A 13,588-nucleotide genomic window follows, 5' to 3' on the forward strand; every position below is an offset into this window, starting at 1 on the left:
GACGATCGCCGAGGTCAACGAGATTTCGGCCACCATCGCGGCGGCGATCGAGGAGCAGGGCGCGGCAACGCACGAGATCTCGCGGGCCATCCAGCAGGCCTCGCTGGGGGCGTCGCAGGTTGCCAGCGGCGCCGACGGCGTGCATCGGGCCGCCGATGAAACCGGTGCCTCGGCCACCGCCGTCGGGACCGCCGCCGGTCAGATGGTGGAAAACGTCGCCGACCTGCGTGACCGGGTGTCTCGTTTCCTGGACGGGTTGCGCCAGGGATAGGGCCGGCCCCTTCCGTGATTTTTCCCCCGCCGTTCAAGGCGCATCCCAAGGGCTCCCGAGGATGCGCCTTTCCTTCCAGGGGGAAAGCCCGGGGTGGGAAGGGAAAAAAGGGAAGGGAAGGGAAGAAAGGGAAGGATCAGGCCTGGCGCAGGATGATCAAGGTCACGTCGTCCAGAACGGCGCCGCTCCCCCGAAACCGCAACAGATCCTCGATCACCCGGGTTTTGATGGTTTCGGCCGGTTCTTGATGATGGGCCGCCAGAACCTCCTTCAGGCGCCCGATGCCATAGAAGGCTCCGGTTTCGTTCTCGGCCTCGGTGATGCCATCGGTGTACAAGGCGACCACCGCGCCCGGTTCCAGCAAGATGGTGGTCTGATCCAGGTATTCACGCACGTCGTCGACCAGCCCCAGCGGCATGCCCAGCATCAAGGTGTCCACTTCCTCGATGCGTCCATCGGTCCGGCACACGATCACCGATTCGTGCTGGCCGGCGATCACCAGTTCGCCCCCGGGGGTGCCGTCGGGGCGGGCGCGATAATCGATCAGGGCCAGGGTCAGGGTCTTGCCGCTGCCCAGGCGGCGCACGTTGGCCAGCAGCGAGCGGTTCAGAACCTCGACCAGCTCGGGCAGGGGGGCGTCGCCCCGGGCGGTCAGGGTGCGCACCGCCGATTGGGTCAACAGCATGATGACGCCACTTTCCAGCCCGTGGCCGGTGACATCGCCAATGCCGATGCGCACCCGTCCGTCCCCCTGGTCGAGCACGTCGTAGTAATCGCCGCCCACCTCTTCGGCCGGCTCCATGAACGCCGCGACTTCCAGGCCCCGCACTTGAAGCAGTTCCTCGTCGCGCGGCAGAAGCATCTGCTGCAGCCGGCGCGAGATGGCCAGCTCCGCCCCCAGGCGGACGTTCTCGGCCGAAAGCTGCTGGTTCAGGCGATGGATTTCCGTGTGCGCGGCGTCCAGGCTGGCCAGGGCACGTTCGGTTTCTTCCTTTTCCCGCGCCAGGCTTTCGCGCTTTTCGATTTCCAGGGCGCGCAGGCGGTGGTTGCTGATCTGGAAGGCTTCCAGGGCGCGGGCCATCGCGCCCAGCTCGTCGGGGGCGGTGGTTCCTCGCACCGGACGCTGGTCCGTGTCGGTGCCCAGGGCCTTGATATCGGCGTCCAGATCCGTGAGCGGTCGGCGGATGCTGGCCGCGATGAGCAAGACGGCGGCCAGCCCGGTCAGCAGCACGGCGGCACTGGCCCAGGCGAGGGTCGCGACCTCGGCGCGGGTCCGGGCTTCCAGGGAGGCCCGCAAGGTTCGTTCCTGGTCCGCCGCCAGAGCCTCCAGCGCTGCCGTGGCCCGGTACAGGCGCGGCAGGCTGATGTAGCTCACGAACAAGGATTGCCGCGTCCACTCGGCGGTCGTGGAGAGGGTTTTTTCCAAGGTGTCGCTGGTACGGTCCACGGTGAGGCGGGCGTTGTCGAGCAAGGGCGTGAGGGTGGAATCCGCGTTGGACGCCTGCACCTGATCCAGGAGCGTGCGCAACCGCTCCAAGGTGTCGTGGGCCTGGTAGCCCGAGGCCATGCGCTGGGTGGCGACGAAGTCCCGGCTGAGGGTCAGGAAGGTGTTGCCCGGCGGACGCAGATCGGGCCCGTTGGGGGTGCGGGCCGCCAGCAGCAGCATCAAGGCCCGGATTTCGCCCCCCTGGCGCAACAAGGTGCGCATCAGGTTCTGGGTTCGTCCGCCCAGGACGTTGAGGGTGTGGTGGCGGTCCTGGGCGTTTTCGGCCGCGTCCAGCAAGGCCCCTCGCGCGACGAGGGCTTCCGGCCCGGGCAGGGTCATGCGCTTCAAGGCATTGACCAGTTGCCCTTGTTCAAACGTGGCGTCGGAGTCGGCGGTGGGCGCGTGTCGGGTGGCGTCCGATTCCAAGACGGCCTGATAGCGGGCCGAGCTGTCCACCACGGCCGCGATGGTGGCAAGGTCCAGGCGCAGCATGGCGCTGGTCTTGCCGTGGCTGTCGATCAGGGCCTGGATGCGCATGCCCGAGACCACGGGAACGGCGGCGGCCACGACGTAGAGCACCAGCAGCAAACGAATCCGGCGCCCGACCGGCAGGCGCCGCAACAGGGAGATCAAGCCTTTGGGAGGACCGCTCGCCACGGTCGGGCTCACTGGAAATCCAGCACCAGGGTGGGCATGAGGCGTTGCAGGTTGACCAGCGACCGGCCTTGCCAGGTAATGGCGCGCGACGCGAGGACGGTCACGCATCCGCCCTGGCGCTGGCGGGCTTCGATGACAAACTTGGACAGCATGGCGATGCCCGAGCTGTTCAGGAAATCAAGCGTGCGCAGGTCCAAGGTCAGGATTTCGTTGTCGCTCAGGGCCTGGCGCAGAAGCTGGGCCACCGGTTCATATTCCCCAAGGCCATTGAGGCGCAAGGTGCCCGACAAGGACACCAGGCTCTGGGCCGGGTCGTAGGTGACCCCAAAGGATTCGCCTGTGATCTGATGCATGGAAGACTCGTTTAACAACAAGGGCTTGCCCAGGGGTCTTAAACAGACAAGCGCACCAAGAGGGTGATCTGCGACAACTCGTCGTCCAGCGGCGTGAAGCGCCACCCGATCCGGGCGCCATAGTCGTTCAAGATGGTGACCAAGCCAAGTCCGGAGGTGTCTTCGTCCAGGACGCTTTGTTCAAGGGCGGCCAGGTAGGCTTCCTGCGGGTCGGTGGTGTCAAGGTGCCGGGCCAGGGTCTCGACCCTTTCGGCCTCGGCGTGGGTCACCGGGTTGGACGCGCTGATGGTGATGGTCTGCGCTTCCAAGATCAGATGAATGGTGATCGGATAGGCGCTGGTCGTCACGCTGTACTTCATCGCGTTTTCCAGCAGCTCGTTCGCGATGTAGCTGACCGCGGTACGGGCCTCGCGGGCGCGTTCTCCCGACGTGGGGTCGTCATCGCTGGCGGGAAAAAACGTGGTCACGTAATCGCCCAGGAAATCCGCCGACAAGCCGTTGTTGCGCCAGCGCTGACGGAGCGGAACCAGCGAAGGCGAGAAACTGAGGACCAGGCTTTCCAGAACCGTTCCCTGTGCCGGTTCCTCCACATCGCCGATGCGCTCGCTCATGAGACTCATCTACCTTCCTGCGGCTGGAGCACCGTGCGTTAGACAGGGTCCAGGTCCGATGGCTCCACGTCTTTGTTTTTGGGTTCGACGTATCAGAAAAGCGGTTCCCGCTTCTCGGGTCTCACTCTGGAGTCTGTCTGTTTCACGTTGAAGCGGACAGACTCCAGATCCCTTCGTTTGAGTTTGTCCTTTCGGGAAAAGCGGTGCCCACTTTTCCCTGACAGACTCTAGCAACACACCTGATTGCGCCCGGCGGTCTTGGCTTTGTACAGCAACTCGTCGGCACGCACGTAGAGCGCCGTGGAATCCTCGTGTTCCGAGGGAATCAGGCTGGTGGCGCCCATGCTGACGCTTACCCGGCCGTGGGGCGATCCCTCATGGGGAATTGCCCGTTTCCAAAGGGTTTCCTGGATCAGACGCGCGACCCGGACCACGCCTTCGACCGAGGTTTCAGGCATCAGGATGACGAACTCCTCTCCGCCCAGGCGAGCGGGCAGGTCGGTCGGGCGGCGGCTGCATTCGGTCAGAACCCCGGCGAAAGCCACCAACGCCAGGTCGCCCTGCTGGTGCCCGTAATGGTCATTGTACGCCTTGAACAGATCAAGGTCGCACAAAATCAGCCCCAGCGGGAGGCCGCTACGCGTTCCCCGGGCCCATTCGGTTTCCAGGGCGCGGTCGAACAGGCGCCGGTTGGCGATGTTGGTGAGGGGATCCAGGCGGGCCAGCGCTTCCACCTCGGCATAGCGGCGCAGCCATTGGGTATCGATGTCGTCGCTGTGCTGGGTGATGGTTTGCAACAGGACTTCAAGGTCTTGTTTTTGCTGGCTGATGGCTTCCACCACCTGGGCCAGGCGACGCTCGGCGATCAGGCGTTCGTGTACTTCGGCGCGCAGGCGGTCGTTGGTCGTCAGGATTTCGCTTTCGATCGCGTCCCCGTGCTCGATCGCGGTGGTCAGCGCGATTTCCAGGTCCGCGTTGCGCTGCTCCAGGTCTTGAAGCTGGGTGCGCAGGCGCTTGATCTCCGACGACAGAGCCCGGATATTCCGACCTTCGATGTCTCCTGCCGAGGCAATCATCGTTGGTGCGTTCCCTGTCACTGCCGGGATTCCAATCGGTTCAAGGCGGAGAAAAAACGGGGATTGTTTTTCCCAGGGCGCCTCGTGTCCTTCTTGATGTGTCATCCCGCATCCTTGGCCGGCCGTCCCCGAGACCCGCTCCCCGAGGATGACTGTGCTATAATCTCGCCGCACCCGTGGGATTCAAGGGGTAAACAGTTAATTTTCCGTCCAGGTCCGGGGAATTTCCGCCTTTGCAAGCGGTTTATGCCAGGAAGGCCTAGGATGTCGGGTCAAGTTCCCGAACAAGGCCCTTGTAGTTGTCGCGGCGCAAGGTGCGCAGCAGTTCGGCCAGGGCCTCGGGATCGGCCTCCCCGGCCTTGGCGGCTTCCGCGCCCAGGCGCAGGCTCGATTCCAGGGTTTCCGGAACCGCGAGCGCGGCCCCCAGCCCCACCAGGCGCGCCGAGGTGGACGCATCGCGGGCGCGCACATGGACCGGCAGGGCCGGGAAGTGACGCCGGGCGGTTTCCAAGGTTCGCTCCACGGCCGTGGCGTTGTCCAGCGTGACCACCAGCAGCCGGGCCTGCCGCGCGCCGACCGCGCGCAGAATCTCGGGACGGCTGGCATCGCCGTAATACACCCGGAATCCGTCGCGCCGGCCACGATAGACGTTTTCCGGGTTGAGATCGATGGCCAGGCACGGAACCCCCAGGTGAATCAGGATGCGGGCCACGGTTTCCCCCACCCGCCCGAAGCCGGCGATGACCACGGGCGCCTTGTCCCCTTCGTCGGACGGCGTGAACGGAGGGTCCACCGGAACCGACCATCCCCGCAGGCGGGGCGCGACAAGGTCGCCGAGGGCGACCATGAACGGGGTCAGGGCCATGCCCAGGGCGACCGCCGACACCAAAGGCGCCCCCAGGGCTGGCGGCAACACACCGTTCCGGCTGGCATAGGCAAACAGAACGAACGCGAATTCGCCGGCCTGGGCCAACAGCAGGGCCGTGCGCAGCGCCTCGCCCGGGGCCAGTCCCCAAAAACGGGCAAGGATCGCCAGCACCAGGGTTTTCAAGGGCAAGACCACCGCCAGGATGCCGGCGATCAGCAACTCGTGGCGCCACAGCCCGTCCAGGTCGATCTCCATGCCGACGCCCATGAAGAACAGGCCCAGCAGCAGGCCGCGAAACGGCTGGATGTCGATCTCGACCTGATGGCGGTATTCGGAATCGGCCAGCAGCAACCCGGCCAGGAACGCGCCCATCGCCATGGACAACCCCGCCGTTTCCATCAGCCAGCCCACGCCCAGCACCAGAAGCAGGGCAAAGCCCGTGAAGATTTCGGTGGACCGGCTGCCGGCGATCAGACGAAGGGCGTGGCGCAAGATCAGCCGTCCACCCAGGATGACCCCGCCCACGATCAGGGCGGTGCGGCCCAGCCCCAGGCCCAGGTCGGTCCAGGTCAGATGCGGGCCGCCCCCCAGCAGGGGGACGACCGCCAGCAGGGGCACGACCGCCAGATCTTGCATCAGCAAGACCGAAAAGCTGGCCCGGCCCCAGTGACTGGATAACTGGTTGCGAAGGGCCAGAACCTGCAGGCCAAAAGCGGTGGAGGACAGCGCCAGGCCACAGCCGATGACCACGGCGGCCGAGGGCGTGACATCGAGCAGGAACCAGGCGAGCAAGGCCAGCGCGGCCCCGGTGAACAGCAGCTGGGCCGTTCCCAGCCCGAACACCAGACGGCGCATGACCCACAAGCGCGCGGGTTTAAGCTCGATTCCGATCAGGAACAGCAAGAACACCACGCCGAATTCGCCGACCTGGGCGATCCGGCCCGGATCGGAGACAATGCCCAGCCCCCAGGGCCCAACCACCGCGCCGGCAACCAGGTATCCCAGGATCGGCCCCAACCCCAGACGGCTGAACACGGTGGCGGCGACGATGGCCGCCCCAAGCAGGGCCAGGAGTTCGGTGATCGCGCTGTCGTGGCCCATGGAGACTCCCGGAGGTCAGGAAGGGGAACAAGGGGCGAGGCAAGGACAGGACCAGGGGGAGACACGCGAAAGGAGAGGGGCCCCGCCGCTTTTCGCATACCCGAGTGTCCCGCCCGGAGCAAGACCAAGGGCGCGGCAACCGGGCCGTCCACCGGTCCTTTCGCGCGTCGGGCGCGAAGGGGGGCGTCCCGGGCTGGAAATGCGAGGCCGCCCGGCGCATAACTGCGCCCGATCCTTTCTCCGCCTTGTCGTCCTTCCCCCGACCGCGAGGACCGCCATGCATCGCCTTCCGACTGCGCTGTTTCGATCGTTCGCCTTATCGCGTCTGACCGCCGTGTTCCTGATGGCCCTGGGGCTGTTCGGGGGGGCCGGCGGGCCGGCGGCCCGGGCCGCCGACGTGACCTTGCGTTTCGCCCATTTCTGGCCGTCGGTCTCGGGGCCGCACCGCCTGGTGTACCAGGAATGGGCCAAGGCGGTGGAAGCCGCCTCGGGCGGGCGTCTGAAGGTGGACCTTTACCCGGGCGCGACCCTGGTCAAGGCCCCGGCCCAATACGACGCGGTGCGTTCGCGCATTGCCGACGTCACCGCGACCATCCAGGGGTATACCGCCAACCGTTTCCCCCTGAGCCAGATCGTCGAGCTTCCGGGCCTGGTGACCAATGGCGTCCAGGGGTCTTGCATTTTGCAGAACCTGTACGACGAAGGCCTGATCGCCGACGAGTACAAGGACACCCGCCCGCTGTTTTTCTTTACCCACGGCCCCGGTCAGCTGCATCTGCGCGACAGGGCCGTGACCAGGCCCGAGGATCTGGCGGGCCTGCGCATCCGGCGGCCAACGGTGGTGGTGGGAGCCCTGCTCGAAAGCCTGGGCGCCCAGCCCGTCGCCCTGCCGGCCCCCGATACCTACCCCGCCATGGAACGGGGCGTGATCGACGGCGCCGCCTTGCCGTGGGAGGCGATGGAGTCCTTTCGTCTGAACGAACTGACCCGGTTTCACGCCGAGGTCGGAGGACTTTACACCCTGGCCTTCGTCGTGACCATGAACAAGGATGTGTACAACGGCCTGCCCGATGACCTGAAGGCCGTGATCGACGCCCAGTCGGGAGCGGCCTGGGCCAGACGAGCCGGTGGTGTGTTCGATGACCTGGACACGGTGGGCCGCAAGGCGGCCGAGGCCGCCGGCCATGCGATCGTCACCATTGAAGGCGGTGCCGACAACCCGGCCTGGAAACCCGCCCTCGACGCGGTGACCGAGGCCCATCTGGCCGAGCTGGAGAGCCGGGGTCTGCCGGCCCGTGCCGTGTATGCCCGCGCCCGCGCCCTGGCCGACACCTGCAACGCGCGGCCGTGACGGGTTGCGCCGTTTCCCGCCTTTCGTCCCTCATTGATGATCCGACAAGGAACCATGCCCCATGTCCGCCCTAGGAGCCTTCGTTGACCGCCTTGCCCTGTGGATGTTCCGCCTGGCCGGGGTGATGCTGCTGATCATGGGAGGCGCCGTGCTGGTCGACGTGACCGGGCGCGCCTTGTTTCGTCTGACCTCGGGCAAGGTCGATATCCTGTTCGCCGGCGGCCCCGAACTGGTCGCCTATTCCTTGCTCTTCACCATCGTGCTGGGCCTGCCCCATGCCCTGGACCGGGGGCAGGTCGCCGTTGATCTGATCACCGGGCGCCTGGGCGCCGTCACCCGCACCCGGTTGATGGCATTTTATTACGCCGGCTTCGCCGTGTTGGGCGCGGGGCTGGCGGTGCGTCTGGGATCGGGCGCCTGGGCCGCCCAGGCCACCGGTGAAACCACCCAGACCTTCCAGGTGCCGATGGCCCTGGTTCTGGGCCCCACGGCGTTTGCCTGCGCCGTGCTGGCCTTGCGGGGGCTGGTCGTGGCCGGACGCACCTGGGCCGAGGCGCGGGCCCTGGCCCGATGAGCGCCCCCGAAATCGGTCTGGTGGGGGTGGGCGCCTTGCTGGCGCTCATCGCCTTGGGCTGTCCGCTGGCGCTGGCCATGGCGGCGGTGGGCGTGGGCGGGTTCGCCGCCATCGTTGCCGTGGAACCCGCCCTGGCCCTGCTGCAAAGCGCCCCGGTCGACACCTTGTCGAATTACGCCTTCAGCCCGATTCCGTTGTTCTTGTTCATGGGGGTGCTGGCCAGCCGGTCGCGCCTGTCCGCCGACCTGTTCGCCGGAGCCCGTGTCTTGTTTGGTGGCTGGCGTGGCGGCATGGCCATGGCCGCCTTGTGTTCGTGCACGGTTTTTTCGGCCATTTCCGGCTCGTCCCTGGCCACCGCCGCCAGCATGGCCCGCGTGGCCCTGCCCGAAATGCGCGCGAACGGCTACGCGGCGTCGCTGGCCACCGGAACCCTGGCCGCCGGGGGCACGCTGGGGATCATGATCCCGCCCTCCATCGCGCTGTTGCTCTATGCCCTGATCACCGAGCAGTCGGTGAGCGCCCTGTTCATGGCCGGCATCGTGCCCGGCCTTCTGGGCCTTGTTCTGTATGGCGGCGCGGTCACGGTCATGGTCGCCCTGAAGCCCAGCCTCGCCCAGCCCGGCACGCCGCGTACCCTTGGGGAAAAGCTGGCGGGGCTGAAGGGGGTGGCGCCCTTCTTCGGCATTTTCGCCGCGATCCTGGGCGGGCTCTATGGCGGCCTGTTCACCCCCACCGAGGCGGCGGGGGTGGGGGCCGGGTGCACCCTTGTCGTTGCCCTGGCGCGCGGGTTGTCGTGGGCTGATTTCCTGAGCTCGGTCGAGGAAACGGTCCTGCTCTCGGCGATGATCTTTTTCGTGATCGTGGGCGCCGATCTGTTCGGAACCTTCCTGTCGGTTTCGCGCCTGGCGGACACCCTGGCCACCTGGGTCGCGGCCCAGTCGCTGGCGCCCCTGAGCATCTTGCTGGTGGTGCTGGCCTTGTTCCTGGCCCTGGGCTGCGTCATGGACGGGCTTGCCATGATGCTGCTCACCGTGCCCGTGGTCTATCCGGTCATCGTGGGCGCGGGGTTCGATCCGGTTTGGTTCGGGGTCATGACCGTGGTCACGGTTGAACTGGGCCTGATCACGCCCCCCGTGGGCATGAACGTGTTCGTGCTGCGCTCGGTGGTGCCCGATGTCGCCATCCACCGGATTTTCAAGGGCGTGATGCCCTTCGTCGTGGCCGACGTGGTGCGCCTCGCGATATTGATCGCGTGCCCGTGGCTGGTGCTGTCCGCGTAACGGAGATCCCGTTCAATCGACAAAGGCCCGGGAATCGTCCCGGGCCTTTTCAAGAAACCAAGAATGCCAGGCAGGCCCCCCCGGCGCAGGACCCCCCCGGCCTGATTCAGGGCCGGTCGGTCAGGCGGATGTAGATGTCTGCCATGTGGGCGACGAACGACAGGGCCAGGATCAGGGCGACCAGGAACCAGGGCGCGCCGATCAGGGCGGCCCGAACCGCGAGCATCAGGAAGGCACCGGGCAGCAGCAAGGCGACGACCGCGCGCGGCGACAACGCCCCCCCTGAGCGCGGCGTAAGCCGGATCAGCACCCAGCCCTCGACAATCATCAACAGCAAGATGATGTCGATCACGATACCCGAGGTGAAGAGTGTGCTCATACGCGCGCCAATCCCAGCAGGTGAGCCACGTTCTTGAAGAAGATCTTGATATGGGCGACGGGATCGCGGTGCACAAGGCGCTTGTACATGTACGATTCCCAGGTCAGGCGCTGCACGTCCGGATCGGCGCAGATGGCCACGAAGCGCTCGCGCCGCTCGTCGCTGCAATACCAGAAGCGTTGCATGATCTCCAGAATGCGGAAAATCATGCCGTGGTCCTTCATGAACGTCCGGCGGGCCTCGCCCAGGTGAACCGGGTTGCCGTCAGCCAGGAAACGTTCCACGGCCCGGGCCGCGAGGCGACCGCCTTCCAGGGCATAGTAAATGCCCTCGCCCGACGACGGCGCGACCACGCCGGCGGCATCGCCGGCCAGCAGCACGTCGCGCCCGTTATCCCAGCGGCGCAAGGGGCGCAAGGGAATGGGCGCGCCTTCGCAGCGCAGGGTTTCGGCCTGGGTCAGACCAGCGGCCTCGCGCAGCAAGGTGGTGGCGCCGCGCAGGGAAAAGCCCTTCTGTTCGGTGCCCACGCCAATGCTGATGGTGTCGCCGTGGGGAAACACCCAGCCATAGAAGTCGGGCGAGATGCGGCCTTGGTAGTAAACATCGCAGCGGGTGTTGTCGAAGCCGGGCGGCGTGCGCACGATTTCGTGGTAGGCGGCAACGGTGGGCACGGACTCACCGGGCAGGGCCTGACGCGCCACCTGCGACAACGCGCCATCGGCGCCGATCACCGCGCGCGTGCGCAGCCGGTGATCCGACGTTTCCCCGGTGTCACCGGCCCCCACGCGGAAGACAACCACGGCGGTGCCGTCGGGATCGCGTTCCAGGGTGCGAAAGGTGCCGGACACGCGCAGGGCGCCGGCCTGGGCGGCCCGTTCGCGCAGCCACGGGTCGAAAATCGACCGGTCAACCATGCCCACGAAGCCGTCGCCCACCGGCATGTCCACGGCATGGCCCGAGGGTGCGATCATGCGCGCGCTGGTGATGCGCGCGCACAGCAAGGCGTCGGGGATTTCAAAGTCCTGGATGGCGCGCGGTGGAATGGCGCCGCCGCAGGGTTTGATGCGTCCTTCCCGGTCCAGCAGCACGACCGCGTGCCCGGCCTGGGCCAGGGCGCGGGCAGCGGTGGCACCGGCCGGTCCCCCCCCCACCACGACCACATCGACTTTTTCGGGAAGCGAATCAGGAGCGCAAAACGATGGCGAGGAAGGGGGGAGGTCGGTCATGCCTGTTTTCCGGTTTCGGTCGCGGCGGCGTCAAGGGCCGGCCCGCTTTGGGCAAGGGGCCGGGACCCGGCGAGGGAGGGGCTTCCAATCCGCGCGGCAAGCACGGCCGAAAGCACGAACACAACGGCTTCGGCGGCGAACACCGCCTGATAGGCGGGCGTGGGCGCGCCAACCAGCAGGCGGGTGGCGTCCACGGCCACGGTGCCCAGGAAGGCCCCCAGGCCCATGGCGATGGCCTGGGCCGCGCCCCACACGCCCATGCGCATGCCCTCGCGGCCGGGCTGACCCTGGCCGGCCAGGGTCATCATCGAGCCGATGGCGGCCACGGCGTAAATGCCGGTGGCGAATCCCAGGTAGAAGACCCACGCGCGCAGCGGCCAGTTCGGGGCCATGAACCCGGCGACAACCAGGCCGCCCAGCGCGATGGCCGAGGCAAGGCAGCCGATCAGGGTCCACAGCCGCAACGACCCCAGCCGGGTTCCCCGCAGCACCGAGCCCGCGATGCCCACCAGCAGCATGCCAACGAAAACACCACTGTGCTGCAGGCCCGACAGCTTGGTGGTTTCGCCGATTTCCATGTTGAAGACCAGGCCGCCAAAAGGCTCCAAGATCAGATCCTGGGCGCTGTAGGCCAGCATGGACAAGAAGACAAAGACGGCGAACCCGCGCGTGCTTTTCTCGCCCCAGACCTGGGGAAGAGCCTCGCGGAAGGGAATCTTGGGGGCCGGTTCGGAGGCCTCCAGGGCCGACGTGCTGTCAACCGCCGGGGTTTTGCGCTCGACCCCCAGAAGAGCCAGCACGGTCACGACCAGGGCGACGGCGGCGACCACGCCACACACGGCAACCAGGCGTTCCGGAGAATACGGGGAGAGGAAATGACCCGAGGCGCCGGCGGTTATGGCGAAACCGGCGATCATCATCATCCACACGATGGTGGCGGCGGCGGCCCGGCGTTCGGGGACCACGCGGGTGGCGAGCAGGGCCAGAAGGCAGGTGCCGGCGGCGCCAACCCCGATCCCGATCAGGATGAAGGCCACGATGGCAAGCGCCAGGGCGGGAGGGAAGTCCCAGCCCATCCACGCGGTGGCGACGGCGGCCAGGGTGCCGCCCACGCCCAGGATGGCCACGCCGCCGATGATCCAGGGCGTGCGCCGGCCGCCCATGTCGGAGCCGTAGCCCCAGCGCGGACGCAGGAACTGGAGAGCATGGTGGAGGGTGACCAGGGCCCCCGGGAGCACGGCCGGCAAGGCGTGCTCCACCACCATGACGCGGTTAAGGGCGGACGTGGACAGCACGACAATCGCCCCGAGGGCCGACTGGACGAGTCCCAGACGGACAATGCCCAGCCAGCCCAAGCCGCCCGACCGGCTCATGGGGCGGCCGCGACCAGCGACGGCAGGGCGGTCGCGCTAATCATCATGCCCAGCACGTACAAGGTAATGCCGGTCTGGTTGTACCACGGCGCCAGTTCCTTGGGGCGGCGCATCAGGCGGACCATCAGCACGCCCTGGATGGCGAGCGACAGGGTAATGAGAAGGGCGTGAATGGGGCAGTCCCAGGCAGCCAGCAGGGCGATGACGATCACCTGCGGGGCGGCCATCACGGCGCAGGCCAGCCAGCCGGCCTTTTCAACCCCAAGCTGGGCGGGCAGCGAACGCACCCCCATGGCCAGGTCGCCCTCGACCGACTTGAAGTCGTTGAGGGTCATGATGCCATGCGCGCCGGCGCTATAGAGCGCGGCGACCAGGACAATCCGCCAGTCGGGGAAGCTGCCGGTCATCACGGCGGCGCCGGTGAACCACGCGAGGCCCTCGTAGCACACCGCGCACGCGGTATTGCCCCACCAGCCGTTGCCCTTGAGACGGACCGGCGGCGCGCTGTACGCCCAGGCGAGCGCAAGGCCGACCACGGCGGCCAGGAACACCCACAGCCCGAGGCTGGCGGCGACCAGGGCCGACAGCGCCGTCCAGGCGATGCCGTAGTACAAGGCACGCTGGCCCGGAACCCGTCCCGAGGGGATCGGGCGCTGGGGCTCGTTGATGGCGTCCACATGCCGATCGAACCAGTCGTTGACGATCTGGCTCGTGCCGCAGACCAGGGGACCGGCAAGAAGAATGCCCGCCGGGATGAGAATCCAGCGCTCCGGGTGTGGCAAGCCGGACGAGACGACGCCGCACGCGTAGGCCCACATGGGAGGGAACCATGTGATCGGCTTGAGCAGTTCGACGTATGGGGCGAGTTTAGCGCGTATCATGGCGCGCACGGTACGGCCCCCTTGCACCGTTGTCAACGCGCCCCGAATGGGGTCGAAACCATCTTGCGAGAGCCCGGGGGGAGGGGGAAGAGGGGAGGGGG

General features: G+C 67.2%; 12 protein-coding genes and 1 pseudogene. 4 read left to right on the top strand and 9 right to left on the bottom strand.

The window, feature by feature from the left end:
- Positions 1 to 271: pseudogene (locus ROR02_RS14025) on the top strand (methyl-accepting chemotaxis protein); the annotation flags it as partial.
- A 136-nt stretch (positions 272 to 407) separates the two neighbouring features.
- Here the strand turns inward: ROR02_RS14025 and ROR02_RS14030 are convergent.
- From ROR02_RS14030 to ROR02_RS14050, 5 genes are all read right to left on the bottom strand, one after another.
- Entirely contained in the window at positions 408 to 2,390 is a 1,983-nt protein-coding gene (locus tag ROR02_RS14030; RefSeq protein WP_170245127.1) for a PP2C family protein-serine/threonine phosphatase, read from the bottom strand.
- A gap of 32 nt (positions 2,391 to 2,422) precedes the next feature.
- Positions 2,423 to 2,767 carry a slr1659 superfamily regulator gene (locus tag ROR02_RS14035; protein WP_147164671.1) on the bottom strand — a complete coding sequence of 115 codons (345 nt, stop codon included), beginning with the start codon at positions 2,765 to 2,767 and terminating at the stop codon, positions 2,423 to 2,425.
- 38 nt (positions 2,768 to 2,805) lie between these two features.
- The gene (locus tag ROR02_RS14040) at positions 2,806 to 3,378 is read right to left on the bottom strand and encodes a DUF6272 family protein (RefSeq protein ID WP_147164672.1); all 573 of its coding nucleotides are present in this window, start codon (positions 3,376 to 3,378) and stop codon (positions 2,806 to 2,808) included.
- 227 nt (positions 3,379 to 3,605) lie between these two features.
- Complete coding sequence (locus ROR02_RS14045; protein WP_147164673.1) at positions 3,606 to 4,454, bottom strand: diguanylate cyclase; 849 nt, start codon at positions 4,452 to 4,454, stop codon at positions 3,606 to 3,608.
- A gap of 259 nt (positions 4,455 to 4,713) precedes the next feature.
- Positions 4,714 to 6,423, bottom strand: a complete 1,710-nt coding sequence (locus tag ROR02_RS14050; protein ID WP_147164674.1) for a monovalent cation:proton antiporter-2 (CPA2) family protein — start codon at positions 6,421 to 6,423, stop codon at positions 4,714 to 4,716.
- A gap of 277 nt (positions 6,424 to 6,700) precedes the next feature.
- Here ROR02_RS14050 and ROR02_RS14055 point away from each other — a divergent pair, with 277 nt between their 5' ends.
- The 3 genes from ROR02_RS14055 to ROR02_RS14065 all read left to right on the top strand — a co-directional run bounded on the left by ROR02_RS14055 (position 6,701) and on the right by ROR02_RS14065 (position 9,628).
- Positions 6,701 to 7,774, top strand: a complete 1,074-nt coding sequence (locus ROR02_RS14055) for a TRAP transporter substrate-binding protein (RefSeq protein WP_147164675.1) — start codon at positions 6,701 to 6,703, stop codon at positions 7,772 to 7,774.
- A gap of 61 nt (positions 7,775 to 7,835) precedes the next feature.
- On the top strand, positions 7,836 to 8,348 hold the full coding sequence (locus ROR02_RS14060) for a TRAP transporter small permease (RefSeq protein ID WP_147164676.1): 513 nt from the start codon (positions 7,836 to 7,838) through the stop codon (positions 8,346 to 8,348).
- On the top strand, positions 8,345 to 9,628 hold the full coding sequence (locus ROR02_RS14065) for a TRAP transporter large permease (protein ID WP_147164677.1): 1,284 nt from the start codon (positions 8,345 to 8,347) through the stop codon (positions 9,626 to 9,628). The genes ROR02_RS14060 and ROR02_RS14065 overlap by 4 nt, the downstream gene beginning before the upstream one ends.
- 106 nt (positions 9,629 to 9,734) lie before the next feature.
- On the opposite strand, the gene ROR02_RS14070 is transcribed toward ROR02_RS14065, so the two are convergent.
- The 4 genes from ROR02_RS14070 to chlG all read right to left on the bottom strand — a co-directional run.
- Positions 9,735 to 10,007: a hypothetical protein gene (locus ROR02_RS14070; RefSeq protein WP_147164678.1), complete on the bottom strand. Its 273-nt coding sequence runs from the start codon at positions 10,005 to 10,007 to the stop codon at positions 9,735 to 9,737.
- Positions 10,004 to 11,233: a geranylgeranyl diphosphate reductase gene (locus ROR02_RS14075; protein ID WP_147164679.1), complete on the bottom strand. Its 1,230-nt coding sequence runs from the start codon at positions 11,231 to 11,233 to the stop codon at positions 10,004 to 10,006. Before ROR02_RS14075 ends, ROR02_RS14070 begins: the two co-directional genes overlap by 4 nt.
- On the bottom strand, positions 11,230 to 12,606 hold the full coding sequence (locus tag ROR02_RS14080; RefSeq protein WP_147164680.1) for a BCD family MFS transporter: 1,377 nt from the start codon (positions 12,604 to 12,606) through the stop codon (positions 11,230 to 11,232). The genes ROR02_RS14075 and ROR02_RS14080 overlap by 4 nt, the downstream gene beginning before the upstream one ends.
- Positions 12,603 to 13,588, bottom strand: a 986-nt coding sequence (gene chlG, locus ROR02_RS14085; RefSeq protein ID WP_456152347.1) for a chlorophyll synthase ChlG, incomplete at its 5' end; no start/stop codon positions are given. The genes chlG and ROR02_RS14080, both read right to left, overlap by 4 nt.

Source organism: Pararhodospirillum oryzae, assembly GCF_007992075.1.
Classification (GTDB): Bacteria; Pseudomonadota; Alphaproteobacteria; order Rhodospirillales; family Rhodospirillaceae; genus Pararhodospirillum; species Pararhodospirillum oryzae.

Bases quoted from the DNA above. Each gene is read 5' to 3' on its own strand.
- ROR02_RS14035 (WP_147164671.1), bottom strand. From the start codon at position 2,767: ATGCATCAGATCACAGGCGAATCCTTTGGGGTCACCTACGACCCGGCC.
- ROR02_RS14040 (WP_147164672.1), bottom strand. From the start codon at position 3,378: ATGAGCGAGCGCATCGGCGATGTGGAGGAACCGGCACAGGGAACGGTT.
- ROR02_RS14045 (WP_147164673.1), bottom strand. From the start codon at position 4,454: ATGATTGCCTCGGCAGGAGACATCGAAGGTCGGAATATCCGGGCTCTG.
- ROR02_RS14050 (WP_147164674.1), bottom strand. From the start codon at position 6,423: ATGGGCCACGACAGCGCGATCACCGAACTCCTGGCCCTGCTTGGGGCG.
- ROR02_RS14055 (WP_147164675.1), top strand. From the start codon at position 6,701: ATGCATCGCCTTCCGACTGCGCTGTTTCGATCGTTCGCCTTATCGCGT.
- ROR02_RS14060 (WP_147164676.1), top strand. From the start codon at position 7,836: ATGTCCGCCCTAGGAGCCTTCGTTGACCGCCTTGCCCTGTGGATGTTC.
- ROR02_RS14065 (WP_147164677.1), top strand. From the start codon at position 8,345: ATGAGCGCCCCCGAAATCGGTCTGGTGGGGGTGGGCGCCTTGCTGGCG.
- ROR02_RS14070 (WP_147164678.1), bottom strand. From the start codon at position 10,007: ATGAGCACACTCTTCACCTCGGGTATCGTGATCGACATCATCTTGCTG.
- ROR02_RS14075 (WP_147164679.1), bottom strand. From the start codon at position 11,233: ATGACCGACCTCCCCCCTTCCTCGCCATCGTTTTGCGCTCCTGATTCG.
- ROR02_RS14080 (WP_147164680.1), bottom strand. From the start codon at position 12,606: ATGAGCCGGTCGGGCGGCTTGGGCTGGCTGGGCATTGTCCGTCTGGGA.